This is a genomic window from Paenibacillus sp. FSL R5-0527 (assembly GCF_038008055.1).
In the GTDB taxonomy this organism is placed as follows: domain Bacteria; phylum Bacillota; class Bacilli; order Paenibacillales; family Paenibacillaceae; genus Fontibacillus; species Fontibacillus macerans.
The window spans coordinates 3,624,814-3,641,319 of the sequence record NZ_JBBOYI010000001.1 but is presented as its reverse complement, the minus strand read 5'-3'; the positions used below and the strand labels follow the sequence as shown (position 1 = coordinate 3,641,319).

Genomic DNA, 16,506 nt, shown 5'->3' with positions numbered 1-16,506 from the left:
TACGACAGCACCGGACAATCCATTTCAAGGAGGACATGAAGCAACCATGAATATTCAAGAACTGAAAATTAAAGCCGCGCAAATCCGGATGGACCTTCTGACCATTATTCACCGGGCCAAAACCGGCCACACCGGCGGGTCGCTCAGCAACACCGACATTTTGACGGCCCTTTATTATGAAATTATGAACATCGATCCGGCAAACCCGAAATGGGATGAACGCGACCGTTTTATCGCCAGCAAAGGCCATTCCGTCGAATCGCTCTGGTGCATTTTGGCCGATCTCGGCTTTTTCCCGAAAGAGGAGCTTCTAACTTACAGCCAATTCGGCACGCGCCTGATCGGCCATCCCAACAATAAGGTGCCGGGCATCGAAATGAACACCGGCGCTTTGGGCCACGGCCTGCCGATTTCGGTCGGCATGGCGCTCGCCGCCAAACGGGACGGACGCTCCTATCGCGTCTTCTGTCTGATGGGCGACGGCGAACAGGCCGAAGGGTCGAACTGGGAAGCAGCTATGGCCGGGGCCCATTACAAGCTGGATAACCTCGTCGGGATCATCGACCGCAACCGGCTGCAGATCAGCGGCCCCACCGAGGACGTCATGGGGCTTGAGCCTTTGGAAGAAAAATGGGCCGCCTTTGGCTGGCACGTCGTTTCCATCGACGGCAACGATATGGACGAACTCGTTCGCACGCTGCGTTCCATTCCCGAAGCCACGGGCAAGCCAACCCTCGTCATGGCCAATACGGTCAAGGGCAAAGGCGTTTCCTTTGCGGAAAATGTGCCGGCATGGCACCACCATGTGCCCAACGACGAACAGCTTCGCTTGGCTCACGCCGAACTGCAGGCCTACATCGAAGAATTAACGCAGAAAGGAACGGTGCATGAATGATGAACACAATTCCGAATCGTCAAGTAATTTGCGAGACGCTGCTGGAACTGGCCAAAGAAGACCGCGATATTATGGTGCTGGCGAGCGATTCCCGCGGCTCGGCGGCAATGGCCCCTTTTGCCGGCACCTACCCCGAGCAGTTCGTCGAGGTCGGCATCGCCGAGCAAAATATCGTCGGCATGGCGGCCGGCCTGGCCCACAGCGGCAAAAAGCCGTTCGTCACTTCGCCGGCCTGCTTCCTCAGCATGAGAAGCATTGAACAAATCAAGGTCGACGTCGCCTACTCCCGCACCAATGTCAAGCTGATCGGGATCAGCGGCGGCATCAGCTACGGCGCGCTGGGCATGTCCCACCACTCCGTGCAGGACATCGCCGTAGCCCGGGCCATTCCGGGCCTGGCCATCGTGCTTCCCGCCGACCGTCACGAAACGAAAAAACTGACCGAAGCGTTGGTGAAATACGATGGCGGCGTGTACGTCCGCATCGGCCGCAACCCGGTCGAGGATGTATATGAGTCCGGCGACTATCCGTTTGAAATCGGTAAGGCCGTAACCATGAAAGACGGCAAGGACGTCACGATCATCGCCGCCGGAGAAACGGTACGCATCGCCTTGGACGCCGCCGCAGCGCTGGCTGCGGAAGGTGTCTCCTGCCGCGTGCTCAATATGCACACCATTAAACCGCTGGATGAAGCAGCGATTATCGCGGCGGCCAAAGAAACGGGAGCCATCATCACGGTGGAAGAGCACAGCATTTACGGCGGACTTGGCGCGGCCGTCGCGGAAGTTGTCGTTCAGAACCATCCCGTTCCGATGAAGGTGCTCGGCATCCCGGACGAACCGGCCATTGCCGGCAAGACGGCCGAAGTGTTCCGGCATTACGGCATCACCGGGGACAACATTAAGCAGGTTGCGCTTGATTTGATTAGCAAAAGATAAGGTGAGGCCGATGGAAGCAAAGCAAAAATATATTTTGGCGGTGGACCAAAGCACCTCGGGCACCAAAGCTTTGTTGGTCGACCGTCAGGGGAAAGTGACCGCCCGCTCCTCTTTGGAGCACAAACAAATCTATCCCCGCCCCGGGTGGGTGGAACATGATCCGCTCGAAATCTACGACAACGTAAAAAGCTGTATTCGCGAGGTTCTGCGGCAGGCCGATGTCTCCGCCGCGGAACTCGCGGCTTTAACCGTTACGAATCAGCGCGAAACCGCCGTGATGTGGGATAAGGCCACCGGGCGTCCGGTATACAACGCCATCGTCTGGCAGTGCCAAAGAACGGCCGAAACTTGCGAGCGGCTGAAGGACGAAGGCCATGAAGAGCGGGTTCGCTCCAAAACCGGACTCCTGCTGGATCCTTATTTCTCCGCGGCCAAATTTAAATGGATGCTCGACCATGCGGAGGAAGCCCCCCGCTTATTGCAGGAAGGCAGGCTGCTTGCGGGCACTATGGACAGCTGGCTGGTATGGAAGCTGACCGGCGGCAAGGTGCACGCTACCGATTACACCAACGCCAGCCGCACCTCCCTGTTTAACATTCACTCTTTGCAATGGGATGAGGAAATGGCCGATCTTTTCGGGGTCCCCATCTCCCTGCTTCCCGAGGTGAAAGCCTCGGATGATATCGTCGGTTACACCGGCGATGACAGCCTCTTATCCCCCCCCGTTCCCATCGCCGGCATCATCGGCGACTCCCAAGGCGCGTTGTTCGGCCATCTGTGCTTCGAGCCGGGAACGGCAAAAGCGACGTACGGCACGGGAACCTCGGTCCTGATGAACGTGGGGGATGAACCTGTTGACGGCGGCGCAGGGCTCGTAACGGCCATAGCCTGGGGGGCCGGCGGAAAGGTTACGTATGCTCTGGAAGCGGTCATTCGTTCGTCCGGAGACAGTATAAAATGGACTCGGGACAATCTGGGTTTGTTTTCGACCTTTGAGGAATTGCAACAATCGATTGACGGGCTTTCCTCCAATGAAGGCGTTTACTTGATCCCCGCTTTCGTCGGGATGGGCGTCCCCTATTGGGACCCTAACGCACGGGCGGCCATTGTCGGCATGAACCGGGGAACGGGCAAAGCCCATATCCTTCGCGCCGCGCTGGAAAGCATCGCTTACCAGGTGCGCGACGCCGTGGAATTTATGGAACAGCGATCCGCGATGCCGCTGCGCGGGCTGCGTACGGACGGCGGCGCATCGTCCAACCCTTGGCTGATGCAATTTCAAGCCGACATTCTCGGGCAGGCAGTGACGCGTTCCACTTGTCCCGAACTTTCGGCCATGGGTTCCGTTTATCTCGGCGGCATGGCGACCGGTTTTTGGAGCGGTTTGGATCAAATAAGCGCCGACGCGGATCTTTACGAGACATTTCAGCCCGTCATGAGCGAGCAACTTCGGGAAAGCAATTATTCCGGCTGGAAAAATGCCGTTCGCTCCGTTATAAGACAGTAACGCCCAAGTCCATCCGCTTGTATTACGCAAACAAGACCGTTGACATGGATCCCCGGATCATTGTCAGCGGTCTTTAGATTTATTAAAGCTGGCCGGGAATGAACCAGCCAGGCCTACGGATAATAAGTACAAAAAGTGCCGCTATTCAAAAGTCCGGGGGAGCGGTTGACCCAGCAGCCGACTGTTAAGCGCCGATTTGTAGATTGAGCCGTTTTTCAGATGTAACAAGAAACCCTAACGCACTCGTTAGGGTCAACTTTTGATATGGAGATGGAATATCCGCTGGAGCTTAATACAGTGTTTGCTCGGCCTCGGGGGTAAAGAGGACCAATTCGTCGAACCGGCCGTCGCGAATCTTGCTTGCCCAAGCGGGATCGGCCAACAAAGCCCGGCCTACGGCCACCAGATCGAATTCTCCACGTTCCAGCCTTGCGATCAACGCGCCGATGGCTTCAGCTCCCGCATCCTTTCCGTCCGGCTTTGCAAAGCCGCCGTCCAGGCCAACCGATCCGACCGTAATCGTCGGTTTCCCCGTCAGCTTTTTGACCCATCCGGCCAAATTCAGCTCGGAGCCCGCAAACTCGGGTTCCCAGAAACGGCGTGTAGACAGATGAAACATATCAATCCCCGCCTCGGCCAAGGGCGCCAATATTTGTTCCAGCATTTCCGGCGTTTCAGCCAACCTCGCCGTGTAATCGCTCATCTTCCATTGCGAGAAGCGCAGCCCGATCGGAAAATCCGGGCCGACAGCGCGGCGGCTGGCTTCAATGACTTCCACCGCAAAGCGGGTGCGCCCGGCGATGTCGCCGCCGTAACGGTCGGTGCGCGGGTTGGTTTTTTCCCAGAAAAATTGATCGATCAAAAATCCGTGCCCGCCGTGGAGCTCGATACCGTCGAAGCCGATCCGCTTGGCTGCGGCTGCCGCCCGCGCGAATGCCTGAACGATATCGGCGAGCTCCGCTTCCGAGTAATCCCCGACATGGCCCCGCTCTCCTATATGGGAAAGCTGCGGGATGATCCGTCCGCCCGCCTCGTGCACCGCGGCCGCTGCGTTAGCCCAGCCGGCTAATGCGGCTTCGCCGAAAAACCGCGGTATGTTCTCCATATGGGACGTGTCCGGATGATCGATCAGCGTACCTCCGGTTACGATCAGTCCGACGCCGTTTTCCGCCCGGCGGCGGTAGTAAGCGGCCATATCCGGACCGGGTACGCCGCCCGGTGCAAATTGCCGGGCCATCGGCGCCATTACGATACGGTTAGGCAGCGTCAAATTCCCGATGGTGAACGGTTGGAACAAAGCTTGGGTGGATTGGGTGGATTGAGAATAAGTCATAAAAAAGCCTCCAAATCATTTTTTATTATTGTTTCTTCATAGTCCGATTTTCTTGACTCCACGGTCAAGAAAATTACAAAAAAATATACTTTTCCGCACCAGCGCTAAGCATCACCACCTTTACCTCGCTTTTAGACCGCCACATACTTGACCATGTAGTCAAGAAAAAAACAAAAAAATACAGACAGCTCCCGATCTTGCAACTCCGGATCACGAGCTTGAACGGATCGGGCCCGCTAACTGCCTATGTCGCAGAGTGAAAGTCCGGCAATTTCAACCATTCACTCCACGACCCAGCAGCCTGAGGCCTTCTTGGCCTGGCCCCTCCAGTCCATCAAGCATTTTCCGCTGCCAGCAGGGCAAAAGTCGAACGCAGCACCGCATCGATCCGCTCCCGGGAAGCGCCCGACTTCTCCATGACCTTCGCGCCGTTAAGCATGTTATTCAATAAAGCGGCAAGTTCCTTGCTGGTCTGGCGCGTCGTAATCATCTGCCGCTCCTGGCCGCTGCGGATGACCCTCTCAAAGATGCGTTCGACTTGACCGGACATCAACTCAGCCTCGCGGTTGACCTCCTGATCGTCGGCTCCAAATTCCAGCACGGTATTGACCATAAAACATCCCCGGCGCATGGCCTCTTCATGCGGATAAAGCGCAGCTTCGCAGATGGACTCCAGTTTTCGCAATGGAGGCAGCTCCTCGGAGGCCAACTCTTCCAGGATGGCTACGCTCCGTTCGCGATACAGCGCCAGCGCTTTTAAAAACAAGTCGCGTTTGTCCTTGAATACGCAATATAAACTTTGCTTCTTCACTTGCGTCGTACGCGTCAAATCTTCATAGGAAGTCGACTTGAAGCCTTTCACCCAGAAAACTTCCATAGACTGGCACAGCGCACGATCGACATCAAATTCCCTTGGTCTGCTCATGGATGCATCATATCAATTCTTGAACGCTAAGTCAACAACTATTGGCGGGGACCAATCGCGTATCATTTAGAGTCCTTATAGAATGGCACCGAATCGTAATGATTCGGTGCCATTTTTTTATTGAATGTAGAATACTTCTCTTTCCAACAATACCTCAGGTTTTTGGCCGATCGGATCACTGTGGAAATAATTGCGAATGACGCCATCTTTGACATAGTTGGCAATGGACACCATAATCATCCCTTGATCAAGTGCCAGATAGGCTTTAGCAAGTTCTCCTGTTTCTACATTCACAGAATCATAGAACCCGTATTTGCCGTACATATTCAACTTTTTGAAAGTTTTGATGTTTTCCCGCACAGCATCGGGCGCATACTCCAGAGCAAGAAATGCAGCATGCGCAGTTACGGTCGCTCCGTCTTTATAGCCTGATGTACCCAGCGGTGTTGCCGCAAACTCACTGTATCCGGTCGGCGTTGCAGAGGGAGAGAACCCCCACGCAGGATAGCCTTTTTCCTTGGCATAGGCGATTTGCAGCTCTACATGACGTTTATTGTTTAATCCCAATGCTTTTGTGCCAAACTCTTTTTCTTTCAATACGATTCCGGGCATAAGTCCTTCAAACATGCTTCCTCCCCAACTTGGCACAAACTTTACGCCATTGTATTCATAGTGCCCCTCGAAAACGGTCACTCCATCATACTGCGCGTTTTGTCCTTGCGGAATCTGAGCTTGCCAATCCCATTCTTTCGGCAATGTACGATACATTTTCCACCAATGATCCTTAGGTACGTCGCCTTTTCCGATGGCAATATAGCTGGCCACGCGCGGTTCCGTGTAAAACATTCCGTAATGATGATCGGTCAGTTTGCCTTGAGCGACATCATAGCCGCCGCGGAATTGGCCGACTTCCGGATCATATAACGGTGCATAATTCATGTTCTCAACCAGCTTGCTTGTTTGCCCGCGCAGTTCTTCATACGCTTGCCCGACGACAATTAAACCTGCGGAAAGCCAGCCGTTATCCACCTGAGAGATAAATTGCCCCCAATCTTTCTTAATGGAACCGTCATCCGTGTTATACCAGTTGTAGAACAAGCCGTTCCATTTTTCCAGCTTTTCGAGCGTATTTAAAGTGGTTTGAATGCGCTTAACCGCTTCTTTTTTTGAAATAATGCCCAATTCATGCGCTGAAACCGTACTCATCATATACATGCCGATATTTGTCGGCGAGGTATGCTTTACTTCTTTGATTCCGTCTTCCGTAACGCGCACCTCATCATAAGTCATTCCCGTTTTCGGATCCGTATGGTCCTGAAAATACTTATAAGTCTTGATTGCAATCGCTTTCAGTTCTGCGCGAAAAGCAGTTTGATTTCCGCCAATACTGGCTGAGGCCAGCGGAGTTACCATCAGATTTGCTAAAAGGCCAACGATCAACATGAAACTAATGAGTCTTCCTTTTTTCATTCATGTGATCCTCTCGAATTTTATTTTATCGAAACGTTTCACCAATATATTATCATAAAGATCTAAATTACACGGACAAATCTTCAATTTCTACATAAAAAAACGCCAAGCGGTCATATGAGAACAGGACTCCTTGGAAACCGCTTGGCGTATATAGGCGTTGACGCGCCGGCTTATGCTTTTCCCACCGAATCGCCGTTGACCAGCGTCACGTATATTCGTTCGTGCTCGACCGGTTCGCCGGCCAGCACCTTCAGCAACTGCTCGGAGGCCAGCGCCCCCCACTTGCGTTTGGAGTAATCGATCGTCGCCAGCCGCGGCACCGTGTATTCGGACAATTCGATGTTATCGAAGCCGATCACGTGAATATCCCTGCCGATCACATAGTCGGTATGCTTCACCGCATCGTAGAGCCCGATCGCCATCTCATCGTTCAAGCAAAAGACGGCCACGGGAGAAGTGTATTCCCGAAGGATCCGCTTGGCCGCCCGTTCCCCGTCGGCTTTGTTGAAATTCCCTTCGATTTCAACCAGCTCCACTCCGTCGAAACGGTCCGCCGTCTGCTTCACCGCCTTCAGCCGCTGCTTCGAATCGTACGAACCCTTCGGGCCCGTCACGACGTAGAGCTTGCGGTGCCCCTGCTCGATCAGGTGCTCGACGGCCAAAGCGGCGCCCGCCTTGTTGTCCAGCAGCACTTGATTGATGTTGGGGTGGTCCAGCTCGCGGTCGAGCACCACGATTTTATGCCCGAGATCGGCGTATTTAAGCAGCTCCTCGCTGGAAAATGTCTCGTCCAAAATGATCGCCCCGTCGACCATGCGCTCCGGAAGCAGACGATGGGACTGCTTGCCGCTGCACACGACCATGTCGTATTCCTTCCGGCTCAGCACCTCTTTGACGCCGTGCAGCAGGTCGCCATAAAACGCGCCGCTGAAGTCGGTTAAATATACGCCGATAATTTTGGACTCCCGGGTTTTTAAGGATCGCGCGGCAGCATTGGGCACATAATTCAATTGTTCGGCGACGGCGAGGATTTTCGCGCTCGTCTCGTTCGTGACTTTCGGGCTGCCGTTTAAGGCGAGGGATACCGTGGAGATGGAAAATCCGGCCTGTTTGGCAATGTCCTTAATGCTAACCACAAAATTTCTCCCCTCAATTACATAAAGATTTCAACGACGTTATGATCCTTGGTCCCCGCCGACGCAAAATCCTGCCGGCGGAGGCGAACCCCGCCGCTGCGGTAATATCCGGGGTTCTCCCGGACAGGAACGTCCCGGCCGTTGATCCGCACCCGGCGTCCCTGGCCGTCCATGCGGTAAACGAAGCATGTCGGGACGCCCATCAGGGCGAAGTCGAACCGCAGCCCGTCGAGATGCGGCGGGAGCACGGGATCGATGACGAGATCTTCCCCATGGCGGCGGAGGCCTAAACAGTTGGAAATCAGCTGATTCATGTAGATCCCCGGGCCGCTGGAGTAAATCCGCCAGCCGCCTTTCACCGGCACGGCGCCGCGCCGCAGCTCGTCAAACCGCTCGTCCGCTTCGTAACGGGTGGCGAATTTGCCGTCCGAGCTGCTGAAGTACGTATTGCTTTGCCGCAGTTCGGCGTTCGGCACGGCCTCCTGCAGGCCGACCGGATTGATCATGTGCAATCCTTTCCAGGCTTCCTCGGCTTTCCCCAACTTGGCCATCGCTTCGATGAAGCGGATATGGGCGTGCACGTACTGCAGCCCGATCTCCCGTCCGAAGTTGGCAGCCTGTTCCGCTCGTTTGAAATGCGTGCTGACGCCGCCCCGGTAGTTCGCCGGCCGGTCCATCAGGCGCACCCCGTCCGGATAATACAGCTTTTCCTTGATCAGAGCGTAGTGCGCTTCCGCCTGCTCGGCGGTCAACAACTCGGCGATCATACTGCGCGTCATCGGCAGCAGGCGGTAGCGGATGCCCGTTTTCGTATCCGCCGGATGCAGCATCAACTCGGCTTGCCCCGGCTCTTCCATGTACACGAACCCCGGAATCACTTCGCTGTCCAGCATGTATTTGTTAAAATCGCGTTTGATGCCCGCCGCCAGGTCCGCGAGCTCGTCGGCCCAGGCCTGCTCCTCAGCCGGCAGCGCCTCCGCCAGCCCGCGGAACGTTTGGTACGTCAGCGCCACCGTCCAGCTGCTGATCATGTACCGTTTGAGCTGGGCGTTGGCCGGTTGAAGCGTATCGTCCCAGTCGCCGTCCCCGTAGGACGACAAAAACGTGTCGTGCAGGAAGCGGCTGCGGATGTAGCCGATCTCCTTCTTCGCATGTTCGCGGATCGCCGCTGTTTCCGCAGAAGGCTCGAAGCCTTCCTTTAACGTATACGGAACTTCCTCATTGAGAATCCCGTAATCCCCGGTGGCCGCCAAATAATCGCCCAGCACTTTCAGCGGCCATACGATGATGTCGCCGTGGCTTTCCTCCTGCTGGATCCGGAAATAACGGTCGAACATGAACCATTGCGGCCAATTGCCATCCTCCTCGTATTGGTGCGCATACACCGTTTTGAGGATGTCCTTGACCACCTCGTATTTTTGCGTGGCCAAAAAATATTCCGCCGGTCCCTGGCAAACGTCGCGCGTTCCCCAGGCCGCCCCGCCGTACTGCTCCAGCCCGTGGGGTACGGAGAAGTGCACCAGCATGTTATGCGTGTACCACCAGGCGAGCGCGTTCAGCTTTTGCAGTTCCTCCGCGGCTTCGCCTTCCGCCGTCAAACGGAACCCGTTCATGACCCGGCCCAGAAAATCGCGGTAACGCGCGATCTCTTCCCGCTCCCCGCGGCCGGACAGCGGCGGTTCGCCGCCGTTCAGCAGCCCTTGCACGGTCAGCGTCCATTCCGCGCTTGGCTCCGTTTCCAGCACCACCAGCGAGGAACTGCCCGGCGCCGCGCCGGGAGCCAGCTTGCTTTCATCAAATACTTGGAAGTCCGTGCCCGCAACGTGCATCCGGTAGGCCAAATCCGGATAAACCGCAGCGGAAATGGCCGCGCGGTCGGCCCGGAACGTCAGCGTTCCTTCCCCTTGCTCCATCCGGTACGGCAGCAAGAATTCATGATCGTTCATGACGATCTGGTTCGTCACCAAATACCGGTAGGCCCGTCCCTTGGCGGAAGCGACGCGCAGCGTCAATTCCGGGGCTTCCGCCGCCGTATGGTTCGTCACGATGATCGTGTCGTCCGGCGTTTTGTACGTCCAGCGCGCATAGTTGAAGCCCATCTCGAACATCGAAGGCATCGTCAGCAGCCGGTAAACCCCGTCCATTTCCACGTAGATCCGCTGCCCCGACGCCTTGGAAACGTTCAGCGCGTTCCGGACGTTCGAAACCAGTTTGTGGAACGATGTATTGCCGACCGCGATTTGTGAATTAAAAACGCCGTACATATAGGAGGTCGTCGTGATGACGTCCGCGTTCATCCGGTCATTGCCGCCGGACATCAGGATGATGCCGTGCGGGCGCTCCACCCGAAGCTCTTTTTCCTTCAGTACGACATGCTCATGCGTATCCGTGAAAAAAGACAGCAGCGCCCCGTTCTCGCGCTCCTCGTGATGCCGGTTCGGGAACAATGTTTCGAGTTCGGCTTCATCCATCGGCTCGGTACCGAGCGGCTCGCCGATCTCCGCAGCCCGCGATGCCGGCACCGCCGCAGCGGCGGCATCCGCCGCCGAAACCGCGGCCGCTGTGGATTCAACATAACGCCAAGCATCCTCGATCAGCTCTTCGTGCTCCAGCGCCTCGATCGCCGCGGGATGGTCTTCCTGAATCAATCCGTAAAACACGAACCGCGCCTCTCCGGACAAGATTTGCCGCTTCGACTGCAGGGCCGTGTACGCAAACTCGTATTGATAGATATCGCCCGCCAGGTCCGGCCGGGCCAGCGCTTCAGGCCGGTCGGTTTCCTTGTACGATAGCCCGAAAAACTGAAAGCCGTCGGTCGAAAACCCGATGGCCCCCGTCAGCGAACCTTGCTGCAAATACGGGAATTTCCCCCGTTGCGGCTGGTTTTGCCGGGAACAGACAACCGTTCCCCGGCGCGCGTGCCGGAAGACGGCGTGGTCGATGTATTGCGATAAGTACGCTTCATTGCTGCGCACGGCCCCTTGTTCGGCGATGCCGACATCCTGGCCGTATACGACATCGATCTCGCACGGGGTTTGCCCCGCCAGCCGGACGTCCCAAAACCAAACGCCCCGCGGGTCCAGCGTCAAAACGACCCGGTAGCGGATGCCCGCAGCCTCGCCGTCCCAAACGGCCGCCTCCGCGCCGCTTTTCACCCGGCCGTTCGAGCGGACGCCGAGCAGGGGAAGCGCTTGAATGCCTTCCGGCCGGTGCAGCCGCAAATAAAGGTTGTTCAGCGAGCCTTCCACCGGACCGGACAACAGCTGGTTGATCATCGTTTCCCGGTATTTCATTTCGTACATATCGCCGCTATTCCATAAGGTAAAGGCCAAATCCCCCGCTTGAAGGACCGTTTTCGCCTCCATTTCCGCCATAATCCCCACTCCCTCATTCATTTATTTCTATAGTCTATAAGCAAGCTATAAGCGCAGACTGAACCGCAGGCCCGCCGCGTCTCTGCTGTTGGGCCCGACGTAAACGAGAAAATCCCCCGCGTCGCTTGCAAAAGTCAAGTCGGCATGATGGTAACGCAGCTGCGGCTCCGTCAGCGCAAACGCCACTTCCCGGGTCTCCCCCGGCTGCAGCACGATTTTGCGGAAATCCTTCAGCTCTTTGACCGGACGCACCACATCCCCCGCCAAATCGCGAACGTACAGCTGCACCGTTTCTTCGGCAGCCACGGCTCCGGTATTGGTCACCTTCACCTTGATCGTCAGCGGCCGGTCAGGGGTCATTTCGGGCGACGACAACTCGGGTTCGCCGTAAGCGAACGCGGTATAGCTCAGACCGTATCCGAACGGATACAACGGTTCGTTGGGCATGTCCAGATACTGCGACACGTAACGCACCTGCGCATCCGGCGCATCCTTGGGGCGGCCGGTATTGAAACTGTTATAGTAAACCGGGATCTGTCCCGCCGCATAGGGAAAAGACATCGTCAGCCGGCCCGCAGGCTGCACGTCGCCAAATAGCAGGTCGGCGATCGCGTGGCCGCCTTCGCTGCCGGGGAACCAGGCCTCGAGCACGGCATCGGCGCGGTCCGCCACGCCGTGCAGGTCAAGCGGCCGGCCGTTGAACAGCACGGCCGCCATCGGCTTGCCGAGCTCGGCGAGACGTTCGATCAGCGCCAGCTGCGCCTGCGGCAGCCGGATATCTCCCCGGCAGCCCGCTTCGCCGCTCATCTCGGAGCTTTCGCCCAGCGCCAGCACGATGACGTCGGCGCCTTCCGCCGCCCGAAGCGCCGCGGCGAGCTGCCGGGGGCTGGCCTCCTCGATGCCGCAGCCTTCGGCGACGGCGATTCGGCCCGTGCCGATCTTAGCGGCGATGCCGTCGTGCAAACGGACCGCGGCCTCGGTCGACCCATGCCACGACCACGGCCCAAGAATGTCTCCGCTTTGGGCGAACGGACCGATCAGCGCGATGGATTGATCGCGCCGCAGCGGGAGCACCCCTTCGTTTTTTAGCAAAACGCAGGATTTCGCCGCCAGCTCGCGCGAAACGGCCCGATGCTCGCCGCAAAACACGATTTCCGCTTCCCGCGCCGGGTCGGCTCCGCGATACGGATTGTCGAACAATCCCAGCTTTTGCTTGAGCTGCAAAATCCGCAGCACGGCTTCGTCGATCAGCTTTTCCTCGATGACGCCGTTTTCCGCCAGCTCCGCCAAATGCTTCATATAGCAGGTCGTCATCATTTCGATGTCGATGCCCGCTTCGATGGAGCGCAGGGCGGCTTCCTTCTCGTCGGCGGCGGCGCCGTGCGGAATCAGTTCCTTGACGGCGCCCCAATCCGAAATGATCACCCCGCCGAACCCCCATTCCTCGCGCAGCAGCCGGCGCAGCAGCCGTTTGTTGCCGGTCGAAGGGATGCCGTCCACCGTATTGAACGAGGCCATGACCATTTCGCAGCCCTCATCCAGCGCGGCTTTGTAAGCCGGCAAATAGTATTCGCGCAGCTGCCGTTCCGACAGGTCGACCGTATTGTAGTCCCTGCCTCCTTCCGCCGCGCCGTAGGCGGCGAAATGCTTGACGCAAGCGGCGACGCGGCTCGTGTCGTTTTGCAAGTCCTTGCCTTGAAAGCCCCGCACAAACGCCCGCGCAAATTCTCCATTTAAGAACGGGTCCTCCCCCGTCGCTTCCATAACCCGCCCCCAGCGCGGATCGCGCACCAGATCGGCCATCGGGGCGAACGTGACGTGAACGCCCGAAACCGCCGCTTCCCGGGCGGCGATTTCGGCGCTTCGTTCCGCCAGCTTCAAGTCCCAGGAACAACCGATGGCCAGCGGAACGGGAAAAATCGTTTTGTAACCGTGGATGATATCGGCCATGATCAGCAGCGGAATGCCCAAACGGTTTTTACGCAGATGCGCCTGTTGAACGTTGATGGCTTCCTGCGCCCCCGACAATCCGAGCACCGATCCCGTATTCCGCACGGTTTCCTCGGAGACGCCCAGCCCCTCCATCGGGCCGGTGATTTCTCCTTCCGTCTTGGCCCCTTCGAAAAACGGCACCGCCAATTGCAGCAGCTGGCCGATTTTTTCCGCAAGCGTCATTTGCTCCACATAAGTCTCGATTGGTTGCTGCTTCATTTCATCCCCACCCTTTTCATACTTAACGATATCACAAGTAATCGAAACGTTTCAATTTACGGAATAAGTGGATTATATATCGAATCCTCGAATACGTCAATTTCAATTGAATGCGATTTCATAAATTGTCGAAACGTTCTAATATAATCAATTTAACATTTTAAGAAAATTTATATTGCCGAAAAAAATCTATTGAATACGATTACATTCTGTTTTATAATGAATCGAAACGTTTCACTAGCTTCTCGTTTACGGATAAAACAATCTATCTTCATTGAAATCGAAACGTTCCAAGAGAACCGTGCCGCTTGCATTGGCACACCATTAGTTTACGACAAGGGGACGACTTTCACTCGAAGGCAAGGAGGTGCTTATCCCGTCAGCTAGTTTACAAGCTTTTTTGTATAAATTCACTTCTGGAATCCTCATATTACTTACAGCAATTATTGAAGAAAGGACGATCCTTATGTGGAAAAAAACAGCAACGACTATTTTGGCAAGCTCGCTGGTTCTCGCCGGCATTCTTACCGGTTGCGGGTCAAACAACAACACGGCTTCCGGCGGCACCAAGCAGGTAGAAATCAGCGTGTGGGCGATGGGCGATGAAGCCAAAGCGCTGCCGCAAATTGCCGGCGATTTCATGAAGGAAAACCCGGACATTAAGGTCAACGTTCAGGCCCTGCCATGGTCCAATGCGCACGACAAGCTGCTGACGGCCGTCGCTTCGAAGAAAGGGCCGGACGTCATCCAGATGGGAACGACCTGGATTCCGGAGTTTGCGGGCGCCGGAGCCTTGCTTGATTTGACTTCCCTGGTGGATCAATATCCCGAGTTCAAAGAGGATCAATTTTTTACGGGTGCCGTGAACACGACAAAGTACGACGGGAAAATCGTAGGGATTCCGTGGTATACCGAAACCCGCGTGCTGTTCTACCGCACCGACCTGCTTAAAGAAGCGGGGTACGATCAAGCCCCGAGAACCTGGGAAGAGCTGCGCGCCGCCGCCAAAAAGCTGGCTGAACGCGGCCAAGGCAAATACGGCATCAGCATCGACATGAAAGAGCAATCGCTGGCGTTTATGTTCGCCCGCCAAAACGGCTCCAAGCTGCTGGACGACCAAAACAAACCGCTGTTCAACCAGCCCGAGTTCGTGGAGGCCGTTGAATATCTGGACGGATTCTTCAAGGACGGTTCGGCTCCTGTCGACGCGGGGCTGGACGCGGTGCAGGGACTTAGAGGCGATGGCATCGTTCCGATGTTCATTAGCGGTCCTTGGAATATCAACTTGATCCAAACGCAAGCCCCGGAACTCGAAGGAAAATGGGCGGTCGCCCCGCTGCCGGCCAAAAAGAACAACATCTCGGCGTTGGGCGGCTCCGACTTGTCGATATTCCAATATACCAAACATCCGGATGAGGCATTGAAGTTCATTCAATATATGAGCAAACCGGAAACGCAGGTCAAGTGGATGCAGTTGACCAAATCGCTTCCGACTAACGTAAAAGCGTGGGAAGACCCGTCGTTGAAAGACGATCCGAGCTACCAGGCCCTTAAGCAACAGCTTGAGCATTCCGAACCGATGCCGCTATTGACAAGCTGGGAACAAATTGCCCAAACGTATTTGAAGAGCTTTGAACGCATCGTCCGCGGAGGTGCCGACGTCCAAAGCGAAATGGACGTTTTCAACGCCGAAGCGGAGAAAATCCTGAACAAATAACAGCAGCCGCGATACCGCCGAAACCCGCCGGGCAGCCTAGGCTGCCCGGCAAACCGCGGTTTGGCCTAGGTTTAAGAAGCGCATAAATAAAGGAAGTGATTCTCAATGAAAGGCTTATCGCAAAAAAACGCCCCTTATGTATTCGTTGCGCCGACTTTGATTCTGCTGGCATTATTTTCGCTGCTGCCGATCACCATCGCGCTCGTCATCAGCTTTACCGACATGGATATGGCCGGACTGGCCGACTATTCGAACATCAGCTTCATCGGCTTCGACAATTACAAGGAAGTTCTGCAAGATCCTTCTTTTCAAAAATCGATTTTCAACACCTTGTTCTACGTTATCATCGGCGTTCCGCTCGTGATCGTCATTTCCCTCATGATCGCTCTGTTGATCAACGCCGGAAGAGCCCGCATTTTCAAAGCGTTCCGGGTTATTTTCTATATGCCGTCGGTCACCAACGTCGTGGCGGTCGCCGTCGTCTGGAGCTATCTGTACAACCCGTCGCTGGGGCTGCTCAACTATATTTTGACTTCGCTTGGCCTGGGGCCTGTCCCTTGGCTGCAGGATCCGGTCATGGCGAAAATTTCGCTGATCATCCTGGCCGTTTGGCGGGCAATCGGCCTCAACATGCTCATCTTCATCGCCGCGCTCAAAGGCATCTCGAAGACGTATTACGAAGCGGCGCAAATCGACGGAGCCAGCGCGTGGCGGCAAACCTGGTCGATCACCATCCCCCTGCTGCGCTTTGCCATCTTCTTCGTGTCGATGACGACGATGATCGGCTGGCTGCAATTCTTCGAAGAGCCGTTCGTCATGACCAACGGCGGTCCGCTCGACGGTACGCTGTCCGTGGCCCTGTTTATTTACAATAACGGTTTTCAATTCAGTAAATTCGGATATGCCGCGGCAGGATCCTTTATTTTGTTTTTTGCGATAATCCTGATTACGCTCGTGCAATACAAATTCCAAAACAAGGAAGCGGATGTCTGATGCC

At 55.9% G+C, this 16,506-nt stretch carries 11 protein-coding genes; 5 read left to right on the top strand and 6 right to left on the bottom strand.

The window, feature by feature from the left end; genetic code table 11:
- Nucleotides 1-46: 46 nt before the first annotated feature.
- The 3 genes from NYE69_RS15945 to glpK are packed head-to-tail and all read left to right on the top strand — an operon-like array spanning nt 47 to nt 3,340.
- Nucleotides 47-895 carry a transketolase gene (locus tag NYE69_RS15945; RefSeq protein WP_036623890.1) on the top strand — a complete coding sequence of 283 codons (849 nt, stop codon included), beginning with the start codon at nt 47-49 and terminating at the stop codon, nt 893-895.
- The gene (locus tag NYE69_RS15940; RefSeq protein WP_328272522.1) at nt 895-1,833 is read left to right on the top strand and encodes a transketolase family protein; all 939 of its coding nucleotides are present in this window, start codon (nt 895-897) and stop codon (nt 1,831-1,833) included. Before NYE69_RS15945 ends, NYE69_RS15940 begins: the two co-directional genes overlap by 1 nt.
- A 10-nt stretch (nt 1,834-1,843) precedes the next feature.
- A complete protein-coding gene (gene glpK, locus NYE69_RS15935) occupies nt 1,844-3,340 on the top strand; it encodes a glycerol kinase GlpK (protein ID WP_328272511.1) in 1,497 nt (498 codons plus the stop codon).
- 289 nt (nt 3,341-3,629) lie between these two features.
- On the opposite strand, the gene NYE69_RS15930 is transcribed toward glpK, so the two are convergent.
- The 6 genes from NYE69_RS15930 to bglX all read right to left on the bottom strand — a co-directional run bounded on the left by NYE69_RS15930 (nt 3,630) and on the right by bglX (nt 13,792).
- A complete protein-coding gene (locus NYE69_RS15930; protein ID WP_340926989.1) occupies nt 3,630-4,673 on the bottom strand; it encodes an NADH:flavin oxidoreductase in 1,044 nt (347 codons plus the stop codon).
- A 334-nt stretch (nt 4,674-5,007) separates the two neighbouring features.
- The gene (locus NYE69_RS15925) at nt 5,008-5,598 is read right to left on the bottom strand and encodes a TetR/AcrR family transcriptional regulator (protein ID WP_340926987.1); all 591 of its coding nucleotides are present in this window, start codon (nt 5,596-5,598) and stop codon (nt 5,008-5,010) included.
- Between the two features lie 117 nt (nt 5,599-5,715).
- Nucleotides 5,716-7,068, bottom strand: a complete 1,353-nt coding sequence (locus NYE69_RS15920) for a glucoamylase family protein (RefSeq protein ID WP_316560737.1) — start codon at nt 7,066-7,068, stop codon at nt 5,716-5,718.
- 173 nt (nt 7,069-7,241) lie between these two features.
- Complete coding sequence (locus tag NYE69_RS15915) at nt 7,242-8,207, bottom strand: LacI family DNA-binding transcriptional regulator (protein ID WP_036623897.1); 966 nt, start codon at nt 8,205-8,207, stop codon at nt 7,242-7,244.
- 17 nt (nt 8,208-8,224) lie between these two features.
- Nucleotides 8,225-11,581, bottom strand: a complete 3,357-nt coding sequence (locus NYE69_RS15910) for a GH36-type glycosyl hydrolase domain-containing protein (RefSeq protein WP_340926986.1) — start codon at nt 11,579-11,581, stop codon at nt 8,225-8,227.
- 45 nt (nt 11,582-11,626) lie between these two features.
- Nucleotides 11,627-13,792 carry a beta-glucosidase BglX gene (gene bglX, locus NYE69_RS15905; protein WP_340926985.1) on the bottom strand — a complete coding sequence of 722 codons (2,166 nt, stop codon included), beginning with the start codon at nt 13,790-13,792 and terminating at the stop codon, nt 11,627-11,629.
- A gap of 466 nt (nt 13,793-14,258) precedes the next feature.
- Here bglX and NYE69_RS15900 point away from each other — a divergent pair, with 466 nt between their 5' ends.
- Both NYE69_RS15900 and NYE69_RS15895 read left to right on the top strand, forming a co-directional pair.
- Nucleotides 14,259-15,509, top strand: coding sequence for a sugar ABC transporter substrate-binding protein (locus NYE69_RS15900; RefSeq protein ID WP_036623901.1), 1,251 nt, complete (start codon nt 14,259-14,261; stop codon nt 15,507-15,509).
- Nucleotides 15,510-15,614: 105 nt separating this feature from the next.
- Nucleotides 15,615-16,502, top strand: a complete 888-nt coding sequence (locus NYE69_RS15895; protein ID WP_036623902.1) for a carbohydrate ABC transporter permease — start codon at nt 15,615-15,617, stop codon at nt 16,500-16,502.
- The last annotated feature ends 4 nt before the right edge of the window (nt 16,503-16,506 follow it).